The organism is Paenibacillus peoriae KCTC 3763 (assembly GCF_000236805.1).
GTDB classification, from domain to species: domain Bacteria; phylum Bacillota; class Bacilli; order Paenibacillales; family Paenibacillaceae; genus Paenibacillus; species Paenibacillus peoriae.
In genome coordinates, this window is sequence record NZ_AGFX01000048.1 from 45,078 (window position 1) to 64,543 (window position 19,466).

Below are 19,466 nucleotides of genomic sequence, written 5' to 3' on the forward strand. Positions count from 1 at the left end.
CTCCTCTTTACGGATTCACTACGGACCGCCGATAATCTACCTCCATATTGTTCAGCTGCGGCCTGCCGACCGAATAATACGCAAAGGCTGACCGCCTGATCTGCTCTTCGCTGTATACATTGCGTCCATCGATCATAATGGGGTGTTTCATCAGCTCATTCAGCTCACCCAGCCCCACCTCGCCAAACTCCTCCCACTCCGTTAATAGACACAGTGCGTCGCAGTCCTCTGCCGCTTCCCGTGCGTTATCCACCCACGTTATTTCCGAACTGTCCAGCAGTTTGCGGAAGTTAGCGGTAGCGATCGGGTCATATGCACGAATTTGCGCTCCTGCCTCCAGCAGCGACTGCATAATATCCAGCGCCGGGGCATCTCTTACGTCATCTGTGTTCGGTTTAAATGCCAGCCCCCATATGCCAATCGTGGCTCCTTCCAGCTCGCCCAGTGCTTCTTCCAGCTTGCGTATCACATTAAAGCGCTGCCCCTGATTCACTTCCACCACGGATTTCAGCAGCTTGAATTCATAGTCCACATTGCCGGCAATTTGGATCAGCGCTTGTGTATCCTTGGGAAAACAAGAGCCGCCATAGCCAATACCTGCGGATAAAAAGGAGGAACCGATCCGTCGATCCAGCCCCATGCCGTGGGCCACACGCGTGACGTCTGCGCCCACCTTTTCGCAAATATTTGCAATCTCATTAATAAACGAAATTTTGGTCGCCAAAAAAGCATTCGACGCGTACTTGATCATTTCCGCCGAACGGATATCTGTGGTTAAGATATTTGTCGTGAGCGGCTCGTGCAGAGCAGTCAGCACTGCCCCCACATGTGGGTCGGAAGCTCCGATGACGATGCGATCCGGATGCAGCGTGTCCAGTACTGCCGAGCCTTCACGTAAAAATTCAGGCACCGAAGCTATGCCAAAAGTAAAGTTTGTACGGCTCGCGATCAGGTGCTGAATACGTTCATTCGTGCCGACAGGCACCGTGCTTTTGGTGACAATCACCTTGTAGCCATTCATGGCATCTGCCACCTCGCGCGCGGCTCCTTCAATAAAGGACAGATTGGCTTCGCCGCTTGGCAGTGAAGGTGTACCAACCGCCAAAATAACAATCTCGGCCTCCTTTACCGCAGCGGTTATATCTGTTGTAAAGCTCAGTCGGCCCTGCTCGACATTATCTTTGATTAACGCTTTTAATCCCGGTTCATAAATCGGTACTCCGCCTGCGCGAAGCTGACGAATTTTGTCCTCATTCTGATCGATACAGACGACGGTATTCCCAAGTGCAGCAAAACAGACCCCCGACACCAGTCCGACATACCCGGCACCTATTACACATAACTTCAAAGCAATTCCCCCTTTTACATGCTGACTCATTGCATCATGCTTTTGCCCGGCTTCACTTCTCTATACCTCTCCCCGTATACCGATTATGATAGAGCGTGAGCCGTTTGTTTTGCCGATAGGATTTGAGAAAACGATAGATATACACCGGATTGTTATAGGCATACCTCTTCCATAAACGCTTCGGCTCACAGATCAGACGGTACAGCCACTCCAATCCCAATCTTTGTATCGTCAAGGGCGGTCTGCGAACCTTTCCGGTAATATAGTCAAAGGCCGCTCCTACCCCAATCATCACGCCCTGAACGCGATCCTTGTTGCGATACATCCATATTTCCTGCTTCGGGCAGCCTAAGCTGACGAATATGATATGCGCACCTGATGCATTGATTTCATGAATGATGCGCTCCTCCTCATCCGGCTGAAGCTCCCGAAATGGCGGTGAAAAGCTGCCTGCGATGCGGATTCCAGGGTAATCCTGTCTCATCCTTTCCTTTAGGCTATCCAGCGTATCCGGCGTACTGCCGTAAAAATATACGCTCACCTCCGTCTGTGGCGCACGTTCGCACAGCTTGAGCATCAGACTGGGGCCATCCACCCGATCTTGACGCTCAAATCCGTACAGCTTAAGTGCCCATACCAGCGGCATACCATCCGGAGTACATAAATCTGCACGAGCGAGCGCTTCGTGGAACTCAGGCTGATTCCCCGCCGTGACAATCGAATGCGTGTTGCAGATACAGACATAGCTATTCTTTCGTCCCGCTGCCCATTGCTCCAGCGTGTGCACCGTCTCCTGAAACGTAAGCGCCGCAATTTCTGCGTCTGCGATCCTTCCAACTCTATACTGAGGCAGCTGCTTCATCATTACGCTCCTCCATAGCCTTGTTATATATCGCCATCAACTGCTTAACATTCACTTCTTCCGTATAGCATGCAGTATATATTGCCGACACCTGTTGTCTCATAGCTGCATAGCTTTCATAGGCTACCGCACGGCGAATCACGGTCTTTAAATTTTCCAGATCATCATGTTGAAAATGGAAACCCGTCACTCCATCCTCTACCACTTCCTCCAGTGCGCCGATCCGGCTGCACAGCACCGGGGTTCCGACGGAATAGGACTCTACAATCGTCATGGGAAAGCCCTCATACCAAATGGAAGGCACCATGACATACATGGCCCGACTCATGCAATCCAGCACCGTGTCTGCATCCTGCTGGCCGAGAAACCGGATATCCTCCTGCGGGTAAGCGGCGGTCAGTTCAGCCTTTTCCGGGCCGTCCCCAATGATGACCAGTCTCAGGCCCGCCCGATCCTCCAGCCCGGACCAGGCTTGCAGCAGATTGCGCACTCCTTTTTCCCGGGAAATCCGTCCGACAAACAGCAGATAACGATCATTCGGGTCATACTTGGCTTCCACTGTTTTAAGGTGGATAAAATTCGGCTTTACTGAGATGCGATCCAGCGGAATGCCACTTTCCGCAAATTTGTCCCGTGCAAACTCCGTTAGCGCAATGTAGCGGCTTACCTTGTGCTGCCATGTCCCGATCAGTTCGTTGAACTTGATCATTGCCGCCACCGGAATCGTCTGAAGCGGTGAGCCTCGGTAGCAGCCATGACGGATGGAGTGCAGTAGTGTGCCGTGCAGGCATTTTTCACAAACCTCATTCCCTCGCATAAAGGTCGCCGCCGGACAAATCAGCCTGTAATTATGCAGTGTCTGGACGACCGGAATCCCCAGCCGTTCACAGGCATGGTAGACCGAAGGAGAAATAACCGGAAAAAAATTGTGCACATGCACCACATCTGGCTTCACCTGCAAAAGCAGCTTTTGGATTCTTTTGAATTCCGGCAGCGACCATGCCGCTTCCACCGCCAGCTTTGCCATGTTCGCCAGCCCTTTGCTCTGGATGCTGTCGTTATGCACATAATAATGCTCCGTCTCTATGCCTCTGGAGCGCAGCATAGCCGACTCTTGCTCAACAACCTTGTCTTCTCCCCCGCTTTGCTGATAAAAGTTGTGGATGATTAGCACCTTGCTTACAGGAGAATTCATCTGCCCGCTAACCTGTTCACTCACGTATCTGCCCCTCTTTCCTGCGTTGATTGCATGGGACGCCCCGAATCTACGGGCCTCATCGATTGATGACTTAATATTTCATCTGCAATACGATCCCACGACATGCGCTCAACGGTAAGAGACGCCTGCTCAGCCACACTTTGTCTCAGCTCAGTATGGTTCAGCAAAGCAGATATTCGAACAGCCCATTCCTCTTCTGAAAAGCTTTTCAGCATCACACCATTCACTCCATCCTCAATCAAGGTAACGGAGCCACCATTCACCGAAGTGATAATCGGGACACGAAACAGCATGCTTTCCAACAGCACCATCCCGAAAATGTCATAGTGGGTCGGAAACAGCATGAGGTCAGCTACACCGTAAACCTGCCACAGATGACGCTGCTCGACCCTTGAAAAATGCAAAATGCTGTCCGTCAGCCCCAATTCATGTGCATAGGCCCAGTAGCGATCCGTATCCGCCTTCCGCCCATCCCCAACCATTAGCAAAAGGCAATCAGGGTGCTTTTGGAGTACCCTTTTGAACAGGCTCAGCATAAAACGAATATTTCTCCGTTCCTCCAGTACGCCGACGTATAGCAGCACCGGACGATCCCCGATTCGTCTCAGCTCATCCGCAAGCTCGCGGTTTTCTTCGCGTTCTCCGCTTCCGTCGTTGTCGCTGTTCTCATGGTTGGCACTATGGGTTGCTCTCTCTACTGTACTGTGATCTAATGTGCTGTGATCCAGTTTGCTGCGATCCAGTCCGACCCCAAGCGTAACCACGTTGTCAAAGCCTTTATTCTCCAGATAACGCTTGGCGAGATCGGATTTGGCGTAGGTACGGCAAACAGACTTTGCTACCTTCGGCAGCAGCAATACATCGTACAGCTTGCGGACCAGCGCGTGTGTATGATCCCGGTACGGGCCGTGATACAGCACCAGCTTATCGGGACATTTTCGCGAAAGCAGATAGGTCATCATCTGGTTGTATTCGGTTGAGATGATCAAATCATAAGCAGCCAAAAACGAATCCTTGAGGACATCCCGGTAGATGCTGTTGCTCAGGAACTTAAGCCCGTGAAGCCATATGATGCGCAGGGTGCAGCCTTCATGACGGTAGACTTGTTCCAAACGGGTTTCCTTATGATCGTTGTAGTAGACAATATCGCAATCATAGCCTTTTCGAACGAGCGCTTTGCCCAAGCCGACTTCCTGCAAATTGTATGAGGCTCCGTTTACCTTGCTGGCAAAGTTGCGAAGATACAATATTTTTTGAATCATAATCAGGCTCCTGCCATTACATATTGGGTGAGTTATGGGGCGCGGAGGGTTCAGAGACCGCTTCGCGTTCCATTTGATCTTCCGATCGCTGTTGCCACTGAATTTTTGGGATTATATAACCCCCTTATAAGGTTAAAATTCAGTGGCAAAGGCGAACGCTAGCGCTTCTTCAGATTCAAATGGACCGCTCCGCTGCTGACCGCCGTATCCATAAAGTCACCCTATTTTTAAAAAGGGACCGCTGGGCATGAAATGCCCCGCTGCGCGGGCAATGCACGCAGGCGTTGACTGTGCTGTCTTGTATGCTGGTGCAATAGCCGGTAAGCAATTTACTAACATGAACCATTTCACATGTTCCTATCTACGGCCAGATTGTTGCCTGCCAGGAGTGCTATTCGTCAAGCTCTGTCACCTTGACAGAGAACTGTGATGAGTGTGCATTACGCTGGCATTACATGCCCGGCGTGAAGTTCACGGCGATAGGGCGCAACTATCGCCTAATGCTCTACCTTCCCCCACCCTATGGGCTGGGGGAAATTCTTTTTGGCGGCGGCGGGACGTAGCGGAGGGTAAGGATTTGAATCTGGAGAAGCGACAGCGTTCGCCTTTGACGAGGGATTCCGCCCTCTTAAGGGCCTATTCAATCCAAGGAATCCCTTGTCAACAGCGATCGGAAGATCAAATCCGTCCCGCAGCGGGCTTCCATCCACAATAGTCGCTCCAAGATCAAATCCGTCCCGAAGCGGCCTCCCCCCTCCAAACCGAATGTTCCCCCTGCCGCTGCCTTTCCTCCAGCATCTGCATTTGGAAGTGGTCTGCCCCTTTAAGCTGGGCGGCTGCCATATCCGCCACCAAAATCACGCTCGATTCCATCGGCACAAAGCGGTATTTGTAGGCCGTAAGCCGATGATCGGCTCCGTGAAATAAAATATCCTGCGCGTAATTACCCCAGCGATCCTTGGGCATCAGGTCAATCGTCATACCGGCGTGTGCAGAGGGCAGCAGCATATTGGAGCCGTGAATGCCGATAACCAATCGGCTGGCTGCGTATACCTTGCATATCCGCAGCTCACTCTCGCGGTCAAAACGTGCAACACGCTCGTCGGCAATCCATGCCGGGAAACGCCCGGTACGCCCTAGTCCGGCGACTGTAAACCGATGATCCGGAAAGGATTCCCGCAGCCTGCGGAACAACCGGATGATTTTGCTGCGCTGGTGATCAATCAGCGGTTTCAGCCCGCGTTTGAGCTGCGGAAATTTCTGCACCGCCCTTGCAATATGATGGCTGCCGCTCCACAAACGGTCTTCCCTCCATACGAAGGTAATGCTTGGCTCCGATTCACGCTCATCGTCATAGCGGGGGATACCTGTAAACTGCTCAATATCAAACTGATTGGGATGTGAATACGCCGGGCTGACATATACCTCTTCGAAGCGCATCAGTTCCTCAATCATCCGATGGTGCAGCACAGGATGAAAGTTACGTGCCTTGCTGAACGGCACATCGACCGTCCAGATTTCCGCTACATGAGCAGGCACCATCCACTCCAGCGGCTTTTGCACCATGACGATGATTCCCAATTCCGGCGATTGTTCGTATTCACGTTGCACATTGAGCAGCTTGAGCAAAGCATGGCCATACAAATAGTCCACCGTGTTGACGATGATCACGCGCTCGAAGGCCTTCATTTTATGCACGGTCATACCGACCGTTAAATCATAGGAAGGATTCATCAACGATTGCCGCAAAGGCTCTCCGAGCCATTTTCTCGACTTCGCATCACCGGTCAGGATATAGTCAGGCATTTCCACTCGATAAGGTGAATAGGTGGCATGACCGACTCGCATATCCTCGATATACTCACGTCCACAGCCCTCACAGCAAGTGCTGACACATACGTGGATTCCCTGCCACAGCACCTCTCCACCGCGTACCTTGCCTCCACAATGCGGGCACTGTTCCTCATGACGAACAAACGGTTTAATGGGTATCATGATTGCTCTCTCCAACTTTCGGTACTGTAATATGAACACGCCAGAAGGTCAGAATCGACTTCATCATCCAACCCAGATTGGCTTTGACTTCTTTAAACAACACGTCTAATAGAAATACAGATATCGTAAATGACAAAATCGTCGCCACGAGCGACCCTCGCACACCGAGCAATGGGATCAGCGCATAATTGAAAGCTATATTCGTGATGGCGCCCACAAGCGAGGTCAGCAGCGTATATTTGAACAAATTCTCATTGGTAATAAACAGACTTTTGGCAACACTAAAATTGGTAAAAAACAGACGAATCGCAAACAGGGACAGCAGTGAGCCTGCTTCGCTAAATGCCCTCCCGTAGAGCACAATCACCACCCATTGGGATAAAAAAAATAGCGGGACCGAGGTCACAAGAAAGCAGATAAACATCAGCCGATACACATTAGACAACGTCTGTCTGTATTCGTCGTTTCCTTTCTGCTTGGAACGAGTCACCACCGGGGCATAGGCCGTTGTAATAACGACCGGAATAAAGCCCAGCACTTCGATAAGCCGGAGCGCAACGGAGTATTGCCCGACCGCGGCATTTCCTAGCAGCTCACCGATAATGACCTGATCGATCCGTGCCTGTACATATACAGCAGAGGATGACAAAATAAGCGGCCAGCTGTGATTCATGATCCGCCGGGCTATCGTTAGGCGGAACGTCCACTTGTTCACACGCCGTCCTTCCTTGCGGAAGAAATACAGCAGCAGCAGACTCCCCAGCAGGAACTCCCCATGAGCACATAGTGCCACCACCCAAATCGGAACCCCGGTTAACAACAAAATAATTTTGGCGATGGAGCTGAGGACAAAGGCTGTATTTTTGGCAATGACCGTGTATTTGGACAACATCTGTGCCCGGAACCAGTAATCGATGATATCAAACAGCTGAAACACCGAGGCCGTGGCCAGGATTAGATTGATCAACCGTACCGAACTGTCTTCAGGCCTGAGCAGCGAAATGAAGGAATAGGACAGTGCGATGGCCACCAAAGTACCTGATAGCTTCAGCAGAACCGCCGTACCCAACAGCTCGTGCTCATCTTGAGGGTCTTTGACGAGATCGCGTACTAATATGGAATCAAAGCCAAGGGTCGTAAAAATCAGGAACATGCCAAAAAAGGATTCCGCATAATTCCACTTTCCAAGCTCCTCCGGTCCCAGTACTCTCGCCATGATGATGCTGACCGCCAGCCCGAACACCATGCGAATCATTTTGTCACCGAACAGCCAGGATGTATTGACCAGTAAACTTCTGCGCGGTTTGGCGCGGTTTTTGACTAATGTCATAGGTTCTACTCCATCTTGAAAATGTACAACGAAGAGACCTCCCGGCTAGGCGGGTGGCCCCTCCATGTCTTACACGACGACGGAAGCTTCAACTGCAGCCTGTCTTTTTACCCGCTCCAGGTCTGTATCCACCATCATATGAATGAGCTGCTCGAAGCCTACTTCCAATCGCCAGCCCAGCTTTTCCTTGGCCTTGGCACAATCGCCGAGCAGCAGGTCTACCTCCGCCGGCCGGACAAATTGAGGATCAATAACAACATAATCCTCATAATTTAAACCTACATGGGAAAAGGCAATTTGCAGCAATTCGCGTACAGAATGCATTTCTCCCGTGGAAATGACGTAATCATCCGGTTGATCCTGCTGGAGCATCAGCCACATGGCCTTTACATAATCCCCTGCAAAACCCCAGTCCCGCAGTGAATCCAAATTTCCCATGCGCAGCTCCTGCTGCAATCCCAGCTTGATACGGGCTACAGCATCCGATACCTTGCGCGTTACAAATTCCAATCCCCGGCGGGGCGATTCATGATTGAACAAAATACCGGAGCAAGCAAACATATCAAAACTTTCACGGTAATTCACCGTAATCCAATGGCCATAGACCTTAGCGACACCGTAAGGACTGCGTGGGTAAAATGGTGTTGTTTCTGTCTGCGGCGTCTCTACCACCTTACCGAACATCTCACTGCTCGACGCCTGATAAAACCGCGCCTCCGGCTTGGCAATTCGAACGGCCTCCAGCATATTGGTGACGGATAGCGCTGTAAGCTGTCCTGTAGCCAGAGGCTGCGGCCATGAAGCTGCTACGAAGGATTGAGCAGCCAGGTTGTAGACTTCATCCGGGTCGGATTGACGAACTGCTTCAATCAGGGAAGCCAGATCGGTCATATCACCGGAAATCCAGTGGATGTCATTTTGGATATGGGCTACATTTTCAAAATTCGGCGTGCTGGTGCGTCTGCGTACCCCGTACACCTCATAATCCTTGGACAGCAGCAACTCAGCCAGATATGATCCATCTTGTCCGGTAATCCCTGTGATCAGCGCTTTTTTCATTCCAATTCCTCCACCGTTTTTTTATTGTTCAACCAGATCCAGACCTTGAAATGTCTCATACACAGACCTTAATCCCTCTTCCAGCGAAATACGCGCCGACCAGCCCAGTGCGGAAATTCGAGACACATCTACCAACTTGCGTGGCGTTCCGTCAGGAGCGGATGTATTAAAAGTAATTTCACCCTCATAACCAACCACATCCTTCACCCGTTCAGCCAACTCACGGATGGAAATATCCTCACCCACACCGATATTTACAATCTCATTTCCTTCATAGTTGTTCATTAGGAACAGGCAGGCTTTCGCCAAATCATCAGAATGGAGAAATTCCCGACGCGGCGTGCCGGAGCCCCATACTTCTACAGTTGGAGCTTGATTCAGCTTGGCTTCATGAAACTTGCGAATAAGCGCGGGCAGCACATGAGAGGTCTGGAGGTCAAAATTGTCCCCCGGGCCATATAAATTCGTCGGCATCACTGAAATAAAACGGGTTCCATACTGACGATTGTAGGATTGACACATTTTAATTCCGGCAATTTTAGCAATAGCATAAGCCTCGTTGGTAGGCTCAAGCTCACCGGTCAGCAGATACTCCTCTCTGAGCGGCTGCGGAGCAAATTTGGGATAAATGCAGGTAGAACCGAGGAACAACAGCTTGCTTACATTGGCCCGGTACGCTGCATCAATCACATTCGTTTGAATGAGCAGATTGTCACGGATAAAATCAGCTGGATATTCGTTGTTCGCCAAAATCCCCCCAACCTTAGCCGCTGCCAAAAACACATAATCCACAGGCTCTGTTTCAAAAAAGTGATCTACGGCCTCCTTGTTGCGCAGATCCAGCTCACGACTGGTGCGAGTAATAATATGCTGGTAACCTGCTCCCTCAAGCGCTCGAACAATAGCAGAACCTACCAGTCCGTTGTGTCCGGCTACATATATATTGGAATGAAAATCCATGCTTATCCCCTACCCTTCCTTGTTAAAATGACTTTAATACGCATCGTTGGAGCCCAGCAGTACACGAAATGTTTTGAGCATGATGATCATATCCGTGCGTAAACTGCGTCTGGATATGTACTCCAAATCCAGTTCTACCATCTCGTTAAAGCTCAGATGATTGCGACCGCTGACCTGCCATAGCCCGGTACAACCCGGTGTAACCGTCAGACGCAGCTTATCTCTCACGGTGTAATCATGGACTTCTCTTGGCAGCGGTGGTCTGGGACCTACCAGACTCATCTGCCCACGCAGCACATTGAATAGCTGCGGCAATTCATCAATGCTCGTTCTGCGGAGAAATCGGCCCACACGGGTAATTCGCGGATCATTCCGCATTTTGAACATGGCACCCTCGATTTCGTTTTCCAGCAGTAGTGCAGACAATTGGTTCTCAGCATCCGATACCATGGAACGAAATTTAATCATGCGAAACGGACGCTCATGTTTGCCAATACGAATTTGGTAAAATAACGCGCTTCCTTTCGGGTCCTCCAGCTTAATCAGCAAAATGACAAGCAGAAATACCGGGCATAACACGATGATGCCGATGAAAGATAATATAATGTCCATGCTGCGCTTCACGAACGGATACAGGCCCATTCCCTGTCGCCGTTCAAGCCCGTGAGCGACCGAGTATACATCCACTGACGCGCCCAAAACTTCTGCCTCGTTTGAGCGGGAAGAAGACACGTCTCATCACCTCACTCTCTTATTAGTAAGTTTCATTAATACATTGTTAAAAGAATTTCATGCATTTTTCATTCACCTTCTTTTTAGTTATGTCAGGCTCCGCTCCTCTATACCACGCTGCGCGCGGGTATTCGGTCGTTTCACATTGTTGAGCACTACGCCCAAAATGCGCGCCTTCACTCGTTCTAAATGGGCTTTCGCTTTCTTAACGACATCCTTTTTGACCTTCCCTGCCTGTACGACCAAAATGACACCATCACACATGGCACTTACAATGAGTCCATCCGGAAAAGACAGCAATGGCGGCGTATCCATCAGGATCACGTCATAATGTTCTTTTAACTCAACCAGCAGAGCCTTCATTTTGCGGGAGCTGAGCATTTCGGATGGATTGGGCGGGTTCGGCCCGGCTGTAATCGCATGCAGTTGGTCAATCCCGGTTTCCTGAACCACATCCTGCCACGCCTGTTGATTGGCAAGTACCCGAGTCAGTCCCGTATGATTGAGCAAACCAAACATATGATGCAAGGAGGAGCGACGCAAATCCATATCCATAACCAGCACCTTTTTTCCCTCTTGCGCATAGGTTACAGCCAAATTACTAATCGTGACCGTCCTGCCCTCTCCCGCCTGAGCAGACGCCACCATCATAACCTCAATCGGCTCGTCTACAGAGGAAAACTGGATGTTTGTGCGAAGCATACGATATTCCTCCGAAACGAAAGACTGGGCATGCAGGGATGTGACCAGCTGATTATTGATTAATCGCGGCATATTGTCCTTCACCTACCTGTTTAGGAGTTGTAGTGGAGCTGTCAGAGCGTTTATCTTCTTTTTTCATTTTCGTAATCAAGGACAGAGTCGGCAGGCCCAGTTCTTTTTCAATATCCTCCTCATTTTTAAAGGTGTCATCCAATACCTCCAGTAAGAATGCCAAGCCTATACCCAGCAACAAGGAGATGGCAAAGGCAATAAACATCTGTACAGCGGGGTTACTGTTCACAGGAATTGCCGGGTCAGTCAAATTGGCTTCACTTAAAATCGTGACATTGTCCATTTTCATGATAGAGGGAATTTGTCGTTTGAATACTTTGACTACCGCATTGACGGTTTTCACAGCCTTCGTATACGATAAGTCGCGAACTGTCACATCCATGACCTGTGAATCACCGGCGGTGTTCACTCTTAATTTTTGCGCCAGAACTGTCGGAGTAACCTTAAGATCGGGGAAGCTGACGACCACCTGATCCATAATCGCCGAGGAGATCATGATTTGCTTATAGGAGTTCGTTAAGGCTATGTTCGTTTGTACGACACTGTAATCGACGACACCTGCACGATCCGGCCGAGGTGTCTGGTTGATAATCAGTTTGGCGGTCGCTTCATAGACCAGAGGGGTAAAGTATACATTTTTGATCCCTACTACAGCACACACCAGCAATACGATACTTCCAATCAACCACATTTTTTTTCGAATCACACGGATATATTCTTTTAACTGCACAAGACCAGACCTCCCCTGATTGACTTTTTTTCGATGTGATAATGCTTGTACTGATCCTCTGCATAATGGGGAAAAGAACGATGCATGAGCCTCTAATCTATAGTAAAATGTTATATAATAGCGCATAGAAGGTCTAGCCAGCGAATAAGCACAAATGCTTGATCAGGTGGCCTGTTAAGGTATATAAACCATGACATATGTGAATACTATGAAACAGGGATACGTTATGTAACTCACATTACTAATTTATGATACAAATTGTATCTTGTCAAGTGTAAATTTGCACCTTTCTTAACCTTGCATGCAGGAGGAAATCAGATGAATTATGGAAACCGCATCGCTGAATTACGGGAGCATAAGGGATTAAAACAAGAGGAACTAGCGCAATCCCTAGGAATTACGCGGGCGGCTCTTTCTCACTATGAAAAAAATAGACGCAAGCCAGACTTTGAGATCCTGAACAAGCTGGCTGATATTTTCGGTGTAACGATTGATTACTTGGTGGGACGCACGAGCCATCCTGCAACCATTTTGGATTCAGATGTGAAGGAATTTGTAGATCAACTGGAGTTGTCTGATGAGGATATTCTGCAACGTTTCAACCTGACGATTGACGGACGCACCTTATCTGAGGAAGAAGCCAAGCGCTTTATCGCGTTTGTCCGTATGGAACGAATGATGAAATAAGGAAGACGGCCGGCGCTTCATGACTAGTGCCGGCGGTCGAAAGGATTTACACGTGTTTGTCCTTCCGGTACTTGGTTATGTTGGCGTCGCTCTCTAGCCATTCCGGCATCGTGATGCCACATTGAAGCAAGATATCTCGGATGTCTAGGTGGATGACAGGCTTGTCTACTCTCCGTGTGTTGTTTCGCAAATGATGACTGTCCACCCTTGATTCTGTCTCCTTGTTCATTCAGCATTAACCTCGCTTTATTATTCTTGTTCACCGGAAAACATTCCTTATCAACCATGTATGTATAGTTATGAACAAAACTATTATATATGAACACATACCTGCAATGCTGTCGTCTTATGGCGAGAATATTAAGGGAATTTCGTGTTTTTTTCTTTATTATACGTAATGTATTGCTAAATCAGAACGATTTGCTAATAAAAAAAGAACCTGTCAGGTCCTATATTTCCTGATGGGTTCTTATTTGCTTTTTTGCCAAGTCTCAGACAGATAGTTCCCTACTAAACCCTACCAAAGTCCTATACTGCCACGCGGTGTGATTAAGCGACCTCAGCAGCTTGAGATACCTCAGTGCCTCCGGTCGCTCGAACTTTATAAGCATAGTGGCCTCCAGCTTTCACCGTATGATCCGTATAGGTGCTTCCCGCTACTTGCGAGGCGATCACCTGATACGCCCCGTTCGTCCCGTCAGCACGCAGTACATCATACGAAGCTACACCTTCTGCCTGAAGCCAATCAATCTTTACCGCCCCATCCTGAACAGAGGCGGCTTTTACCCCTGTCGGGGCTGAAGCTGTGGACTGATCTGTACTCTTCAGTTCCAAAATATATTGCACCGATTCACCAGGACCCAGCTTTTCTTCAAAATCAAGGGCAGGTGAAGCCTTGAGTCCCGATATGGAACGCTGTGCCTGGCTGTAGGTAGCGCCAGCTCCAAAACGCTCGCCGGTGTACACACCGGCCTTCGGCATCGTTACTCGTACGCGAATGGTCTGTGCTGAATCCTCAAAATTCACCAGATTCACCAGCAATTTGTCCGAGGTAGCGCCGCTGCCTGCCAGCGGTTTAAGCTTGGACGTGTCCACTGCACGAACATAGACCATCTTATCCTTGGTATCCTCTCGATTCAGCACCGTATAAGTCAGCGGTTTGCCGTGGGTGGCATACGCCAGGCTCAAGCGTCTCATGATCTTTACACGACTGTCCTGTCCTTGCCCGAACGGATAGATCTCTGTGCTTGCCGGGTTGTGGTTTTGCAGATCAAAGCCGGTTTTAAACAGCGTATAATCCTTATAAAACGCAGCATGCTGGATAAACATATCAGCAAACCCGATTTGTGAACGCATAATCCGGTCAAAGGCGGCTGCTTGTGGCTGACTAGCCCCGTATTCAGGGTTGTCCCGATGCGTTTCGTTCGTACCGAACTCCGTGTTCAGCATCTTCTTTGCCAGCCCGTTGCTCGAACCGCCAAAGGTTTTCAGATTTTGAACGAAGCTGCCTCCGCTCTCTTCGTTATAAGATTCGCCATAGGCATGTCCGTTGGTCAGGTCGGTGACGTCCTCCAGCTGCTTACGCTGCGCCGGATCTCGTTCCCATCCATCCGGATCACCGCATTTGAGCGTGCCCCCAGCTTGATTTTTGCAAGCCTTGGTGGAGTACGTAGGCCAATAGGCCCAGCCTGGCGCTACGCTTTTGAGATGCGGTGCCAATTGCTTGCCTTCCGTGTTCAACCACTTGGCCACAGCCAGATTGACTGCCTTCGAGCGATTAAACAACCCGGGTTCGTTATCTACTTCAAAATATTGAAGGTATGAACCATATTTTTTTACATAATCACGCAATTTTTGCTTGGCCGTCTCCGGTAATGAACCATCCTTTTGCAGCTTGATATCACCCGTATATAAGTACAACGCAGACGATTGCATATTATACTGCTTCAGCGTTTGATAGTAATCATCCACGTCTGTACATGCCTTGCTCACATTACTGGCACAGGTGACCCTCATGACATTGCCGCTATAAGCAATTCCCAGCCATTTGAGAACGTATGGTAAATGCTTAACTGCACCCTGATCATAATAAAATTCTTTATTGTTCACATTCGTTCCGGTCAGTATATATTTACCATGTATCGGTTCGGTTGCAGGTGAAGCTAACGTCTCCAAGCTCAAGTCATCCCAAGTCCACCACACATTTTTATCTTCTGCAGAGGAGCAGTATAGGCAGCGCGCTGTCTTTAGCTTGAGTACGTTAACACCGCTTTGCAATTGCTCTTTAGGGATATACAGCTCATAGTTGCTTTTGTAATTATATGCACTGCCTGTACCGGAAACCCCGGCGATCTGAATAATACCGGACAGCTGATGATTTGAAAATACAGCCATTTGCGGAACAGCTTTGCCTGCATCCAAAATTCGTACACGGAATATCATCCCATTGGGAGGAACTTGATCCAGCTTGTACTGGAGCGACAGTTCAGGATTCATGGACGCATTCAAGCCGGGAGGAATATCCCCACTGCCCAGCAATACAGGAGCCGTTGTATTCTCTGTTACAGACATCACTGCCGATGCTCCTTTAGCAGACGTCCCGCTAGAGGCAGCGACTGCAGAAATGTCGACACTGTTTCTATCGACCAGCCCTTTAAATTCCGCTGAAGAGTCATCCCTCTGACCCAGCCTCCATACTGGACTGGCTGCCGTTACTTTATCCGTCTGCAGTTCTATGCTCCCTGAAGGCGTGTAAATCAACCAAGCAATCAGCGCTATAGCTGCGACTCCCAAAAGCCCGGATAATACTGCCGTATACCTGTGGGTCAACCATTTTTTCATCATATAATCCACTCTCTCTCCTCAAAATTTTTGACCGGGAAAGAGAATCTATTAAGGAAGAAACAAAGCGTTACCGGGAACAACCGCTTTCGCTTCATGCTGACTTTCCCACATCAGACGTGCCATCGCGTCGCCTTTTTCATCATAGTATTCAACTTTTAAATCTGCCATTTTCCCCGCCTGCAAGGTGATAGTGCCCTTACGCTCTGTCCAGCTTTGTTTGAACCAGCTATCAATAATCAGCTTGTCGTCTACCCAAACACGGATACCATCGTCGGATATCGTTGTAAATGTATAGGTCTCACTATATTGAGGCCTTATTTTACCGGTCCAGCGAACCGAGAACTGATCAGCGTTCACCTTGGCATCAGCTGCGGCAGCACGCCAGTTGTAGTCCAGCTTGCTATCTGTACGGACCAGAGCAGCACTGCCATCCAGATTCATGTTGTTAAAATATTCACCCCGCAGTCCGTTCGCATAAACTATATCCGGAACAGAAGGAGGGGCCGGGGCCGGTGGAACGATCACGACTGGCGGAGCCGGGATAGGCGCATTTTGCCCTCCATCCGGTAGGGTCGGTACATCTCCCCCGGGTTGTTGAATGGCTGCCAATCCATTTTTCACACCATCTCGCGTCAAGCTCCTCGAATCATTCATATAATCCTGAATTTGGTCCGTTGTGTTATTATCGGTGAGCATATTGCCCCAAGTCATGGAATACACCCATTTGGGCTGAGCCTGTAGTACCTCGGAGCTTGGCATCTCACCATGTTCCCCGATGGCAATCGGCTTATTCCCTGCCAATCCGAGCAGTTCTTCATAATGACTTTGTTTAAAATCATTGTTGTAAATGTCTACAGCCAGGATGTCCACCTTGTCATCTCCCGGATATTTAGGGGTATACGGAAAGGTGTACGAATTAGGAGCATTCGGGCTCCATACCCACAGCAGATTGTTCAATTGATGTGTGTTTACAAAACGGTCATACATGATATTCCATAGCTGATTGAAATTGTTTTTGTTTCCCCACCAGAACCAGTCACCATTCATTTCGTGATAAGGTCTCCATAAAACCGGAACACCCGCATCACGAAGCTGCTTTAACGTTACAGCGACCTGATCCAGATCGGCAATGAGGAGGTCGTATTGCGCAGTGCCTGGCGTCACGTATTTATTGAACTCCGTCTGACTTACTTTCGCCTGCACATTGGCCCAACTCTGTGGTCTCCCCGGCAGCGCTTCATGAAAAGTCATCGTCACAATGCCACCGGATCTGCTCCAGTGGATAGCGCTATCGACGACATTTTTACGTTGTTCTGCTTCCGTATCGGCAGATTGGCCAGAGATAGCTCCCATCTCATAGCCGTGCACACCCACATACGACTGACTGATTTTTTGGACCTTGTTATTTAATTCATCCGGACTTTCCAAATAATCATGCTGACCGGTGATTATTTTTTTCCCCGAGATGCTGAGTAAATAGCTGTATAGTTCACGGGCCTGAGTAGAAGCGTCCGAACTAACAGGCTGTAATGCAGCGGCATTCGCCACGGACAGGGATTCACCAAAACCGACGGGCAACAAAGAAAAAAGCATAACTACGGGGAGTGCATGACGTATCAGTCGATACAGAGGAAAAAAATCGAATCTCACTTTTGCTCTTCCTTTCGGTAGCCAGGCTGCCATCCCCACGGAAGGCCCTTTAGCTTTGCGTACCTACCTTTCGACAGGGCTGCGTTTATCGTTGGAAGGAGTTTGGATTCCTTCTTACCCTAAGTATCGACTTTTTTTTACCAAAATTTAATAGGTAATGTGCATGAGTTTACAGATTTTCGCGCATTTTCGACAGTCTGGGCTATAAATATTCATCAATTCGTCTTTTTTTCATTTTTATGAAGAAATTTATGAAATAAATTGGTGACGAGAAATATCATTCCAATTCATGCAAAAACGTACAATATCCTCCTCGACCAGCTCAGACCCCGTCTGCACCTCAATCAAATCCACATCGGTCACGGCCAAAATGCTATGCTTCGTTCCTTCAGGAATGCGCACGACATCACCAGCCTTCACCTTGTGCAGCTTTTCATTCAAAATAACTTCCGCTTCACCACTGATAATGGTCCAGATTTCACTGCGTTTGAAATGCAGCTGGTAGCTGATATTTTTACCTTTGTGCACGCGGATTCGTTTGGTCAGCACTTCGTTGCCTTCATCGTACTTTACATAATCCACAACCCGATACTGCCCCCAACGGCGCTCCTCGTACATCGGGCGCTGATCATGAGCCTTAAGCACTTCCTTAATGCGTGGGCTTTCCGCCTTGTTGGTCACAAGAATGCCGTCCGGGCTGGCGGCAACAATGAGATCATTCGTCCCGATAATCGCCACAGGAATATCCAGCTCGTTAATGAGACTTGTGTTGACGCAATCCTCCGTTACTACCCCTCTACCCACTTGCTGATTGGACATTTCCTCTGTGAGCGTATTCCAGGTTCCGAGATCCTTCCAGAATCCATCATACGGAAGAACCACAATGTTCTTCTCCTTCTCGACTACTTCATAGTCAAAGCTGATTTTTTCCAGAGATGCGTATTGCTTTTGCATTTCTTCATAGTTCAGCGGTAAACCCTTGGCTGCCAAGATATCAAGCAAATAGCTTAATTTGAATGCAAAAACCCCGCAGTTCCATAGAGCATTGCGTTCAATTAGACGCTCCGCCTGCTCACGGTCGGGTTTCTCTTGAAAATGGCTCACTTCGCGGTAGCCTGTGCTACCTTGGGTGGCATCGTTTTTCGGAATAATATAACCATATTTCTCAGATGGATAGGAAGGGACGACCCCAATTAATGCAAGCTTGCCTTCACTCTCCTGAAGTGTGTGCTCCAACTGGGCGACTGTCGCAAAGAAAGCATCCTCTACATAAGGATCTACAGGCAATATAGCAATAATTTCATCAGGTGAAACACCAGCGATGGAATATAGATAAGTCGCTGTCAGCGCAATTGCAGGAAAGGTATCTCTACGTTCCGGCTCAACAATGATACGTGTATTATGTCCGACCTGACTCTGGATCATTTCGACCTGTGCTCTCCCTGTCGCAATGAACGAGGACTCAGATAATTGGTTGTCCCCCAACTGTCTCCATACCCGCTGCACCATAGATTCCGAAATCCCCTCCGGGCTCTCCAGTACCTTTAAAAATTGTTTGGAACGGGAATCATTGGACAAAGGCCATAATCTTTTACCGGAACCACCAGACAAAAGTACGAGCTTCATAACTCTCCACTTCCTCTCTAAAATGTATGGGTGATCGGATGGTGCAAGGTTGAGTAGCCCGCTACGGGCTGGATTTGATCTTACGATCGCTGTTGCCGTGGGATTCTTCGGATTATATAAGACATTTGATTGTAAGAATCCCTCGTCAAAGGCGACCGCTATCGCTTCTCCAGATTCAAATCCATCCCTGCGCTACTCAAAAATGCATCATGCCGATCATACCGTTTATTGCAAAAGGCACGACCGGACATTATTAAGTCCGGTTAGCCTGTTAGCGCTCACGCGCTCGGCTCAGCCGTGTGGCGTGCTTGATCGTAAGGAGCGGCTTCAACTGTGCCGCTCCTTACGATACGCCCTTCCTGCTCCCACCCCATAAGGTGGGAGGTTA

General features: G+C 49.0%; 16 protein-coding genes and 1 riboswitch. Of the genes, 1 reads left to right on the forward strand and 15 read right to left on the reverse strand.

The window, feature by feature from the left end; all coding sequences use genetic code 11:
• Positions 1–7: 7 nt before the first annotated feature.
• From KQI_RS0125850 to KQI_RS0125905, 11 genes are all read right to left on the reverse strand, one after another.
• On the reverse strand, positions 8–1,378 hold the full coding sequence (locus tag KQI_RS0125850) for a UDP-glucose dehydrogenase family protein (protein WP_138984834.1): 1,371 nt from the start codon (positions 1,376–1,378) through the stop codon (positions 8–10).
• Positions 1,379–1,400: 22 nt separating this feature from the next.
• Positions 1,401–2,213: a WecB/TagA/CpsF family glycosyltransferase gene (locus KQI_RS0125855; protein ID WP_039774810.1), complete on the reverse strand. Its 813-nt coding sequence runs from the start codon at positions 2,211–2,213 to the stop codon at positions 1,401–1,403.
• Positions 2,188–3,429, reverse strand: coding sequence for a glycosyltransferase family 4 protein (locus tag KQI_RS0125860; RefSeq protein WP_010349804.1), 1,242 nt, complete (start codon positions 3,427–3,429; stop codon positions 2,188–2,190). The genes KQI_RS0125855 and KQI_RS0125860 overlap by 26 nt, the downstream gene beginning before the upstream one ends.
• On the reverse strand, positions 3,426–4,691 hold the full coding sequence (locus tag KQI_RS0125865; protein WP_010349806.1) for a glycosyltransferase family 4 protein: 1,266 nt from the start codon (positions 4,689–4,691) through the stop codon (positions 3,426–3,428). Before KQI_RS0125865 ends, KQI_RS0125860 begins: the two co-directional genes overlap by 4 nt.
• Before the next feature lie 726 nt (positions 4,692–5,417).
• Positions 5,418–6,686, reverse strand: a complete 1,269-nt coding sequence (locus KQI_RS0125875) for a hypothetical protein (RefSeq protein WP_010349807.1) — start codon at positions 6,684–6,686, stop codon at positions 5,418–5,420.
• Positions 6,673–8,016, reverse strand: coding sequence for a flippase (locus KQI_RS0125880; protein ID WP_010349808.1), 1,344 nt, complete (start codon positions 8,014–8,016; stop codon positions 6,673–6,675). The genes KQI_RS0125875 and KQI_RS0125880 overlap by 14 nt, the downstream gene beginning before the upstream one ends.
• A 69-nt stretch (positions 8,017–8,085) precedes the next feature.
• Positions 8,086–9,075 (reverse strand): GDP-mannose 4,6-dehydratase, encoded by a 990-nt coding sequence (gmd, locus tag KQI_RS0125885; RefSeq protein WP_010349809.1) that lies wholly within the window; start codon positions 9,073–9,075, stop codon positions 8,086–8,088.
• A 21-nt stretch (positions 9,076–9,096) separates the two neighbouring features.
• Positions 9,097–10,035 carry a GDP-L-fucose synthase gene (fcl, locus tag KQI_RS0125890; RefSeq protein WP_010349810.1) on the reverse strand — a complete coding sequence of 313 codons (939 nt, stop codon included), beginning with the start codon at positions 10,033–10,035 and terminating at the stop codon, positions 9,097–9,099.
• Between the two features lie 33 nt (positions 10,036–10,068).
• A complete protein-coding gene (locus KQI_RS0125895; RefSeq protein ID WP_010349811.1) occupies positions 10,069–10,767 on the reverse strand; it encodes a sugar transferase in 699 nt (232 codons plus the stop codon).
• 87 nt (positions 10,768–10,854) lie between these two features.
• A complete protein-coding gene (locus KQI_RS0125900; protein ID WP_010349812.1) occupies positions 10,855–11,541 on the reverse strand; it encodes a CpsD/CapB family tyrosine-protein kinase in 687 nt (228 codons plus the stop codon).
• Positions 11,522–12,271 carry a YveK family protein gene (locus KQI_RS0125905; RefSeq protein ID WP_010349813.1) on the reverse strand — a complete coding sequence of 250 codons (750 nt, stop codon included), beginning with the start codon at positions 12,269–12,271 and terminating at the stop codon, positions 11,522–11,524. The genes KQI_RS0125900 and KQI_RS0125905 overlap by 20 nt, the downstream gene beginning before the upstream one ends.
• Positions 12,272–12,589: 318 nt before the next feature.
• Here KQI_RS0125905 and KQI_RS0125910 point away from each other — a divergent pair, with 318 nt between their 5' ends.
• Positions 12,590–12,958: a helix-turn-helix domain-containing protein gene (locus KQI_RS0125910; RefSeq protein ID WP_010349814.1), complete on the forward strand. Its 369-nt coding sequence runs from the start codon at positions 12,590–12,592 to the stop codon at positions 12,956–12,958.
• 46 nt (positions 12,959–13,004) lie between these two features.
• On the opposite strand, the gene KQI_RS27355 is transcribed toward KQI_RS0125910, so the two are convergent.
• From KQI_RS27355 to KQI_RS0125925, 4 genes are all read right to left on the reverse strand, one after another.
• On the reverse strand, positions 13,005–13,187 hold the full coding sequence (locus KQI_RS27355; RefSeq protein WP_039774812.1) for a hypothetical protein: 183 nt from the start codon (positions 13,185–13,187) through the stop codon (positions 13,005–13,007).
• A gap of 320 nt (positions 13,188–13,507) precedes the next feature.
• Positions 13,508–15,802, reverse strand: coding sequence for a PD-(D/E)XK nuclease family protein (locus KQI_RS0125915; RefSeq protein ID WP_010349815.1), 2,295 nt, complete (start codon positions 15,800–15,802; stop codon positions 13,508–13,510).
• 48 nt (positions 15,803–15,850) lie between these two features.
• Positions 15,851–17,452 carry a glycosyl hydrolase gene (locus KQI_RS0125920; protein WP_010349816.1) on the reverse strand — a complete coding sequence of 534 codons (1,602 nt, stop codon included), beginning with the start codon at positions 17,450–17,452 and terminating at the stop codon, positions 15,851–15,853.
• Positions 17,453–17,465: 13 nt separating this feature from the next.
• Positions 17,466–17,546: riboswitch (cyclic di-GMP riboswitch) on the reverse strand.
• A gap of 155 nt (positions 17,547–17,701) precedes the next feature.
• Positions 17,702–19,078 (reverse strand): sugar phosphate nucleotidyltransferase, encoded by a 1,377-nt coding sequence (locus KQI_RS0125925; protein WP_010349817.1) that lies wholly within the window; start codon positions 19,076–19,078, stop codon positions 17,702–17,704.
• Positions 19,079–19,466 lie beyond the last annotated feature (388 nt).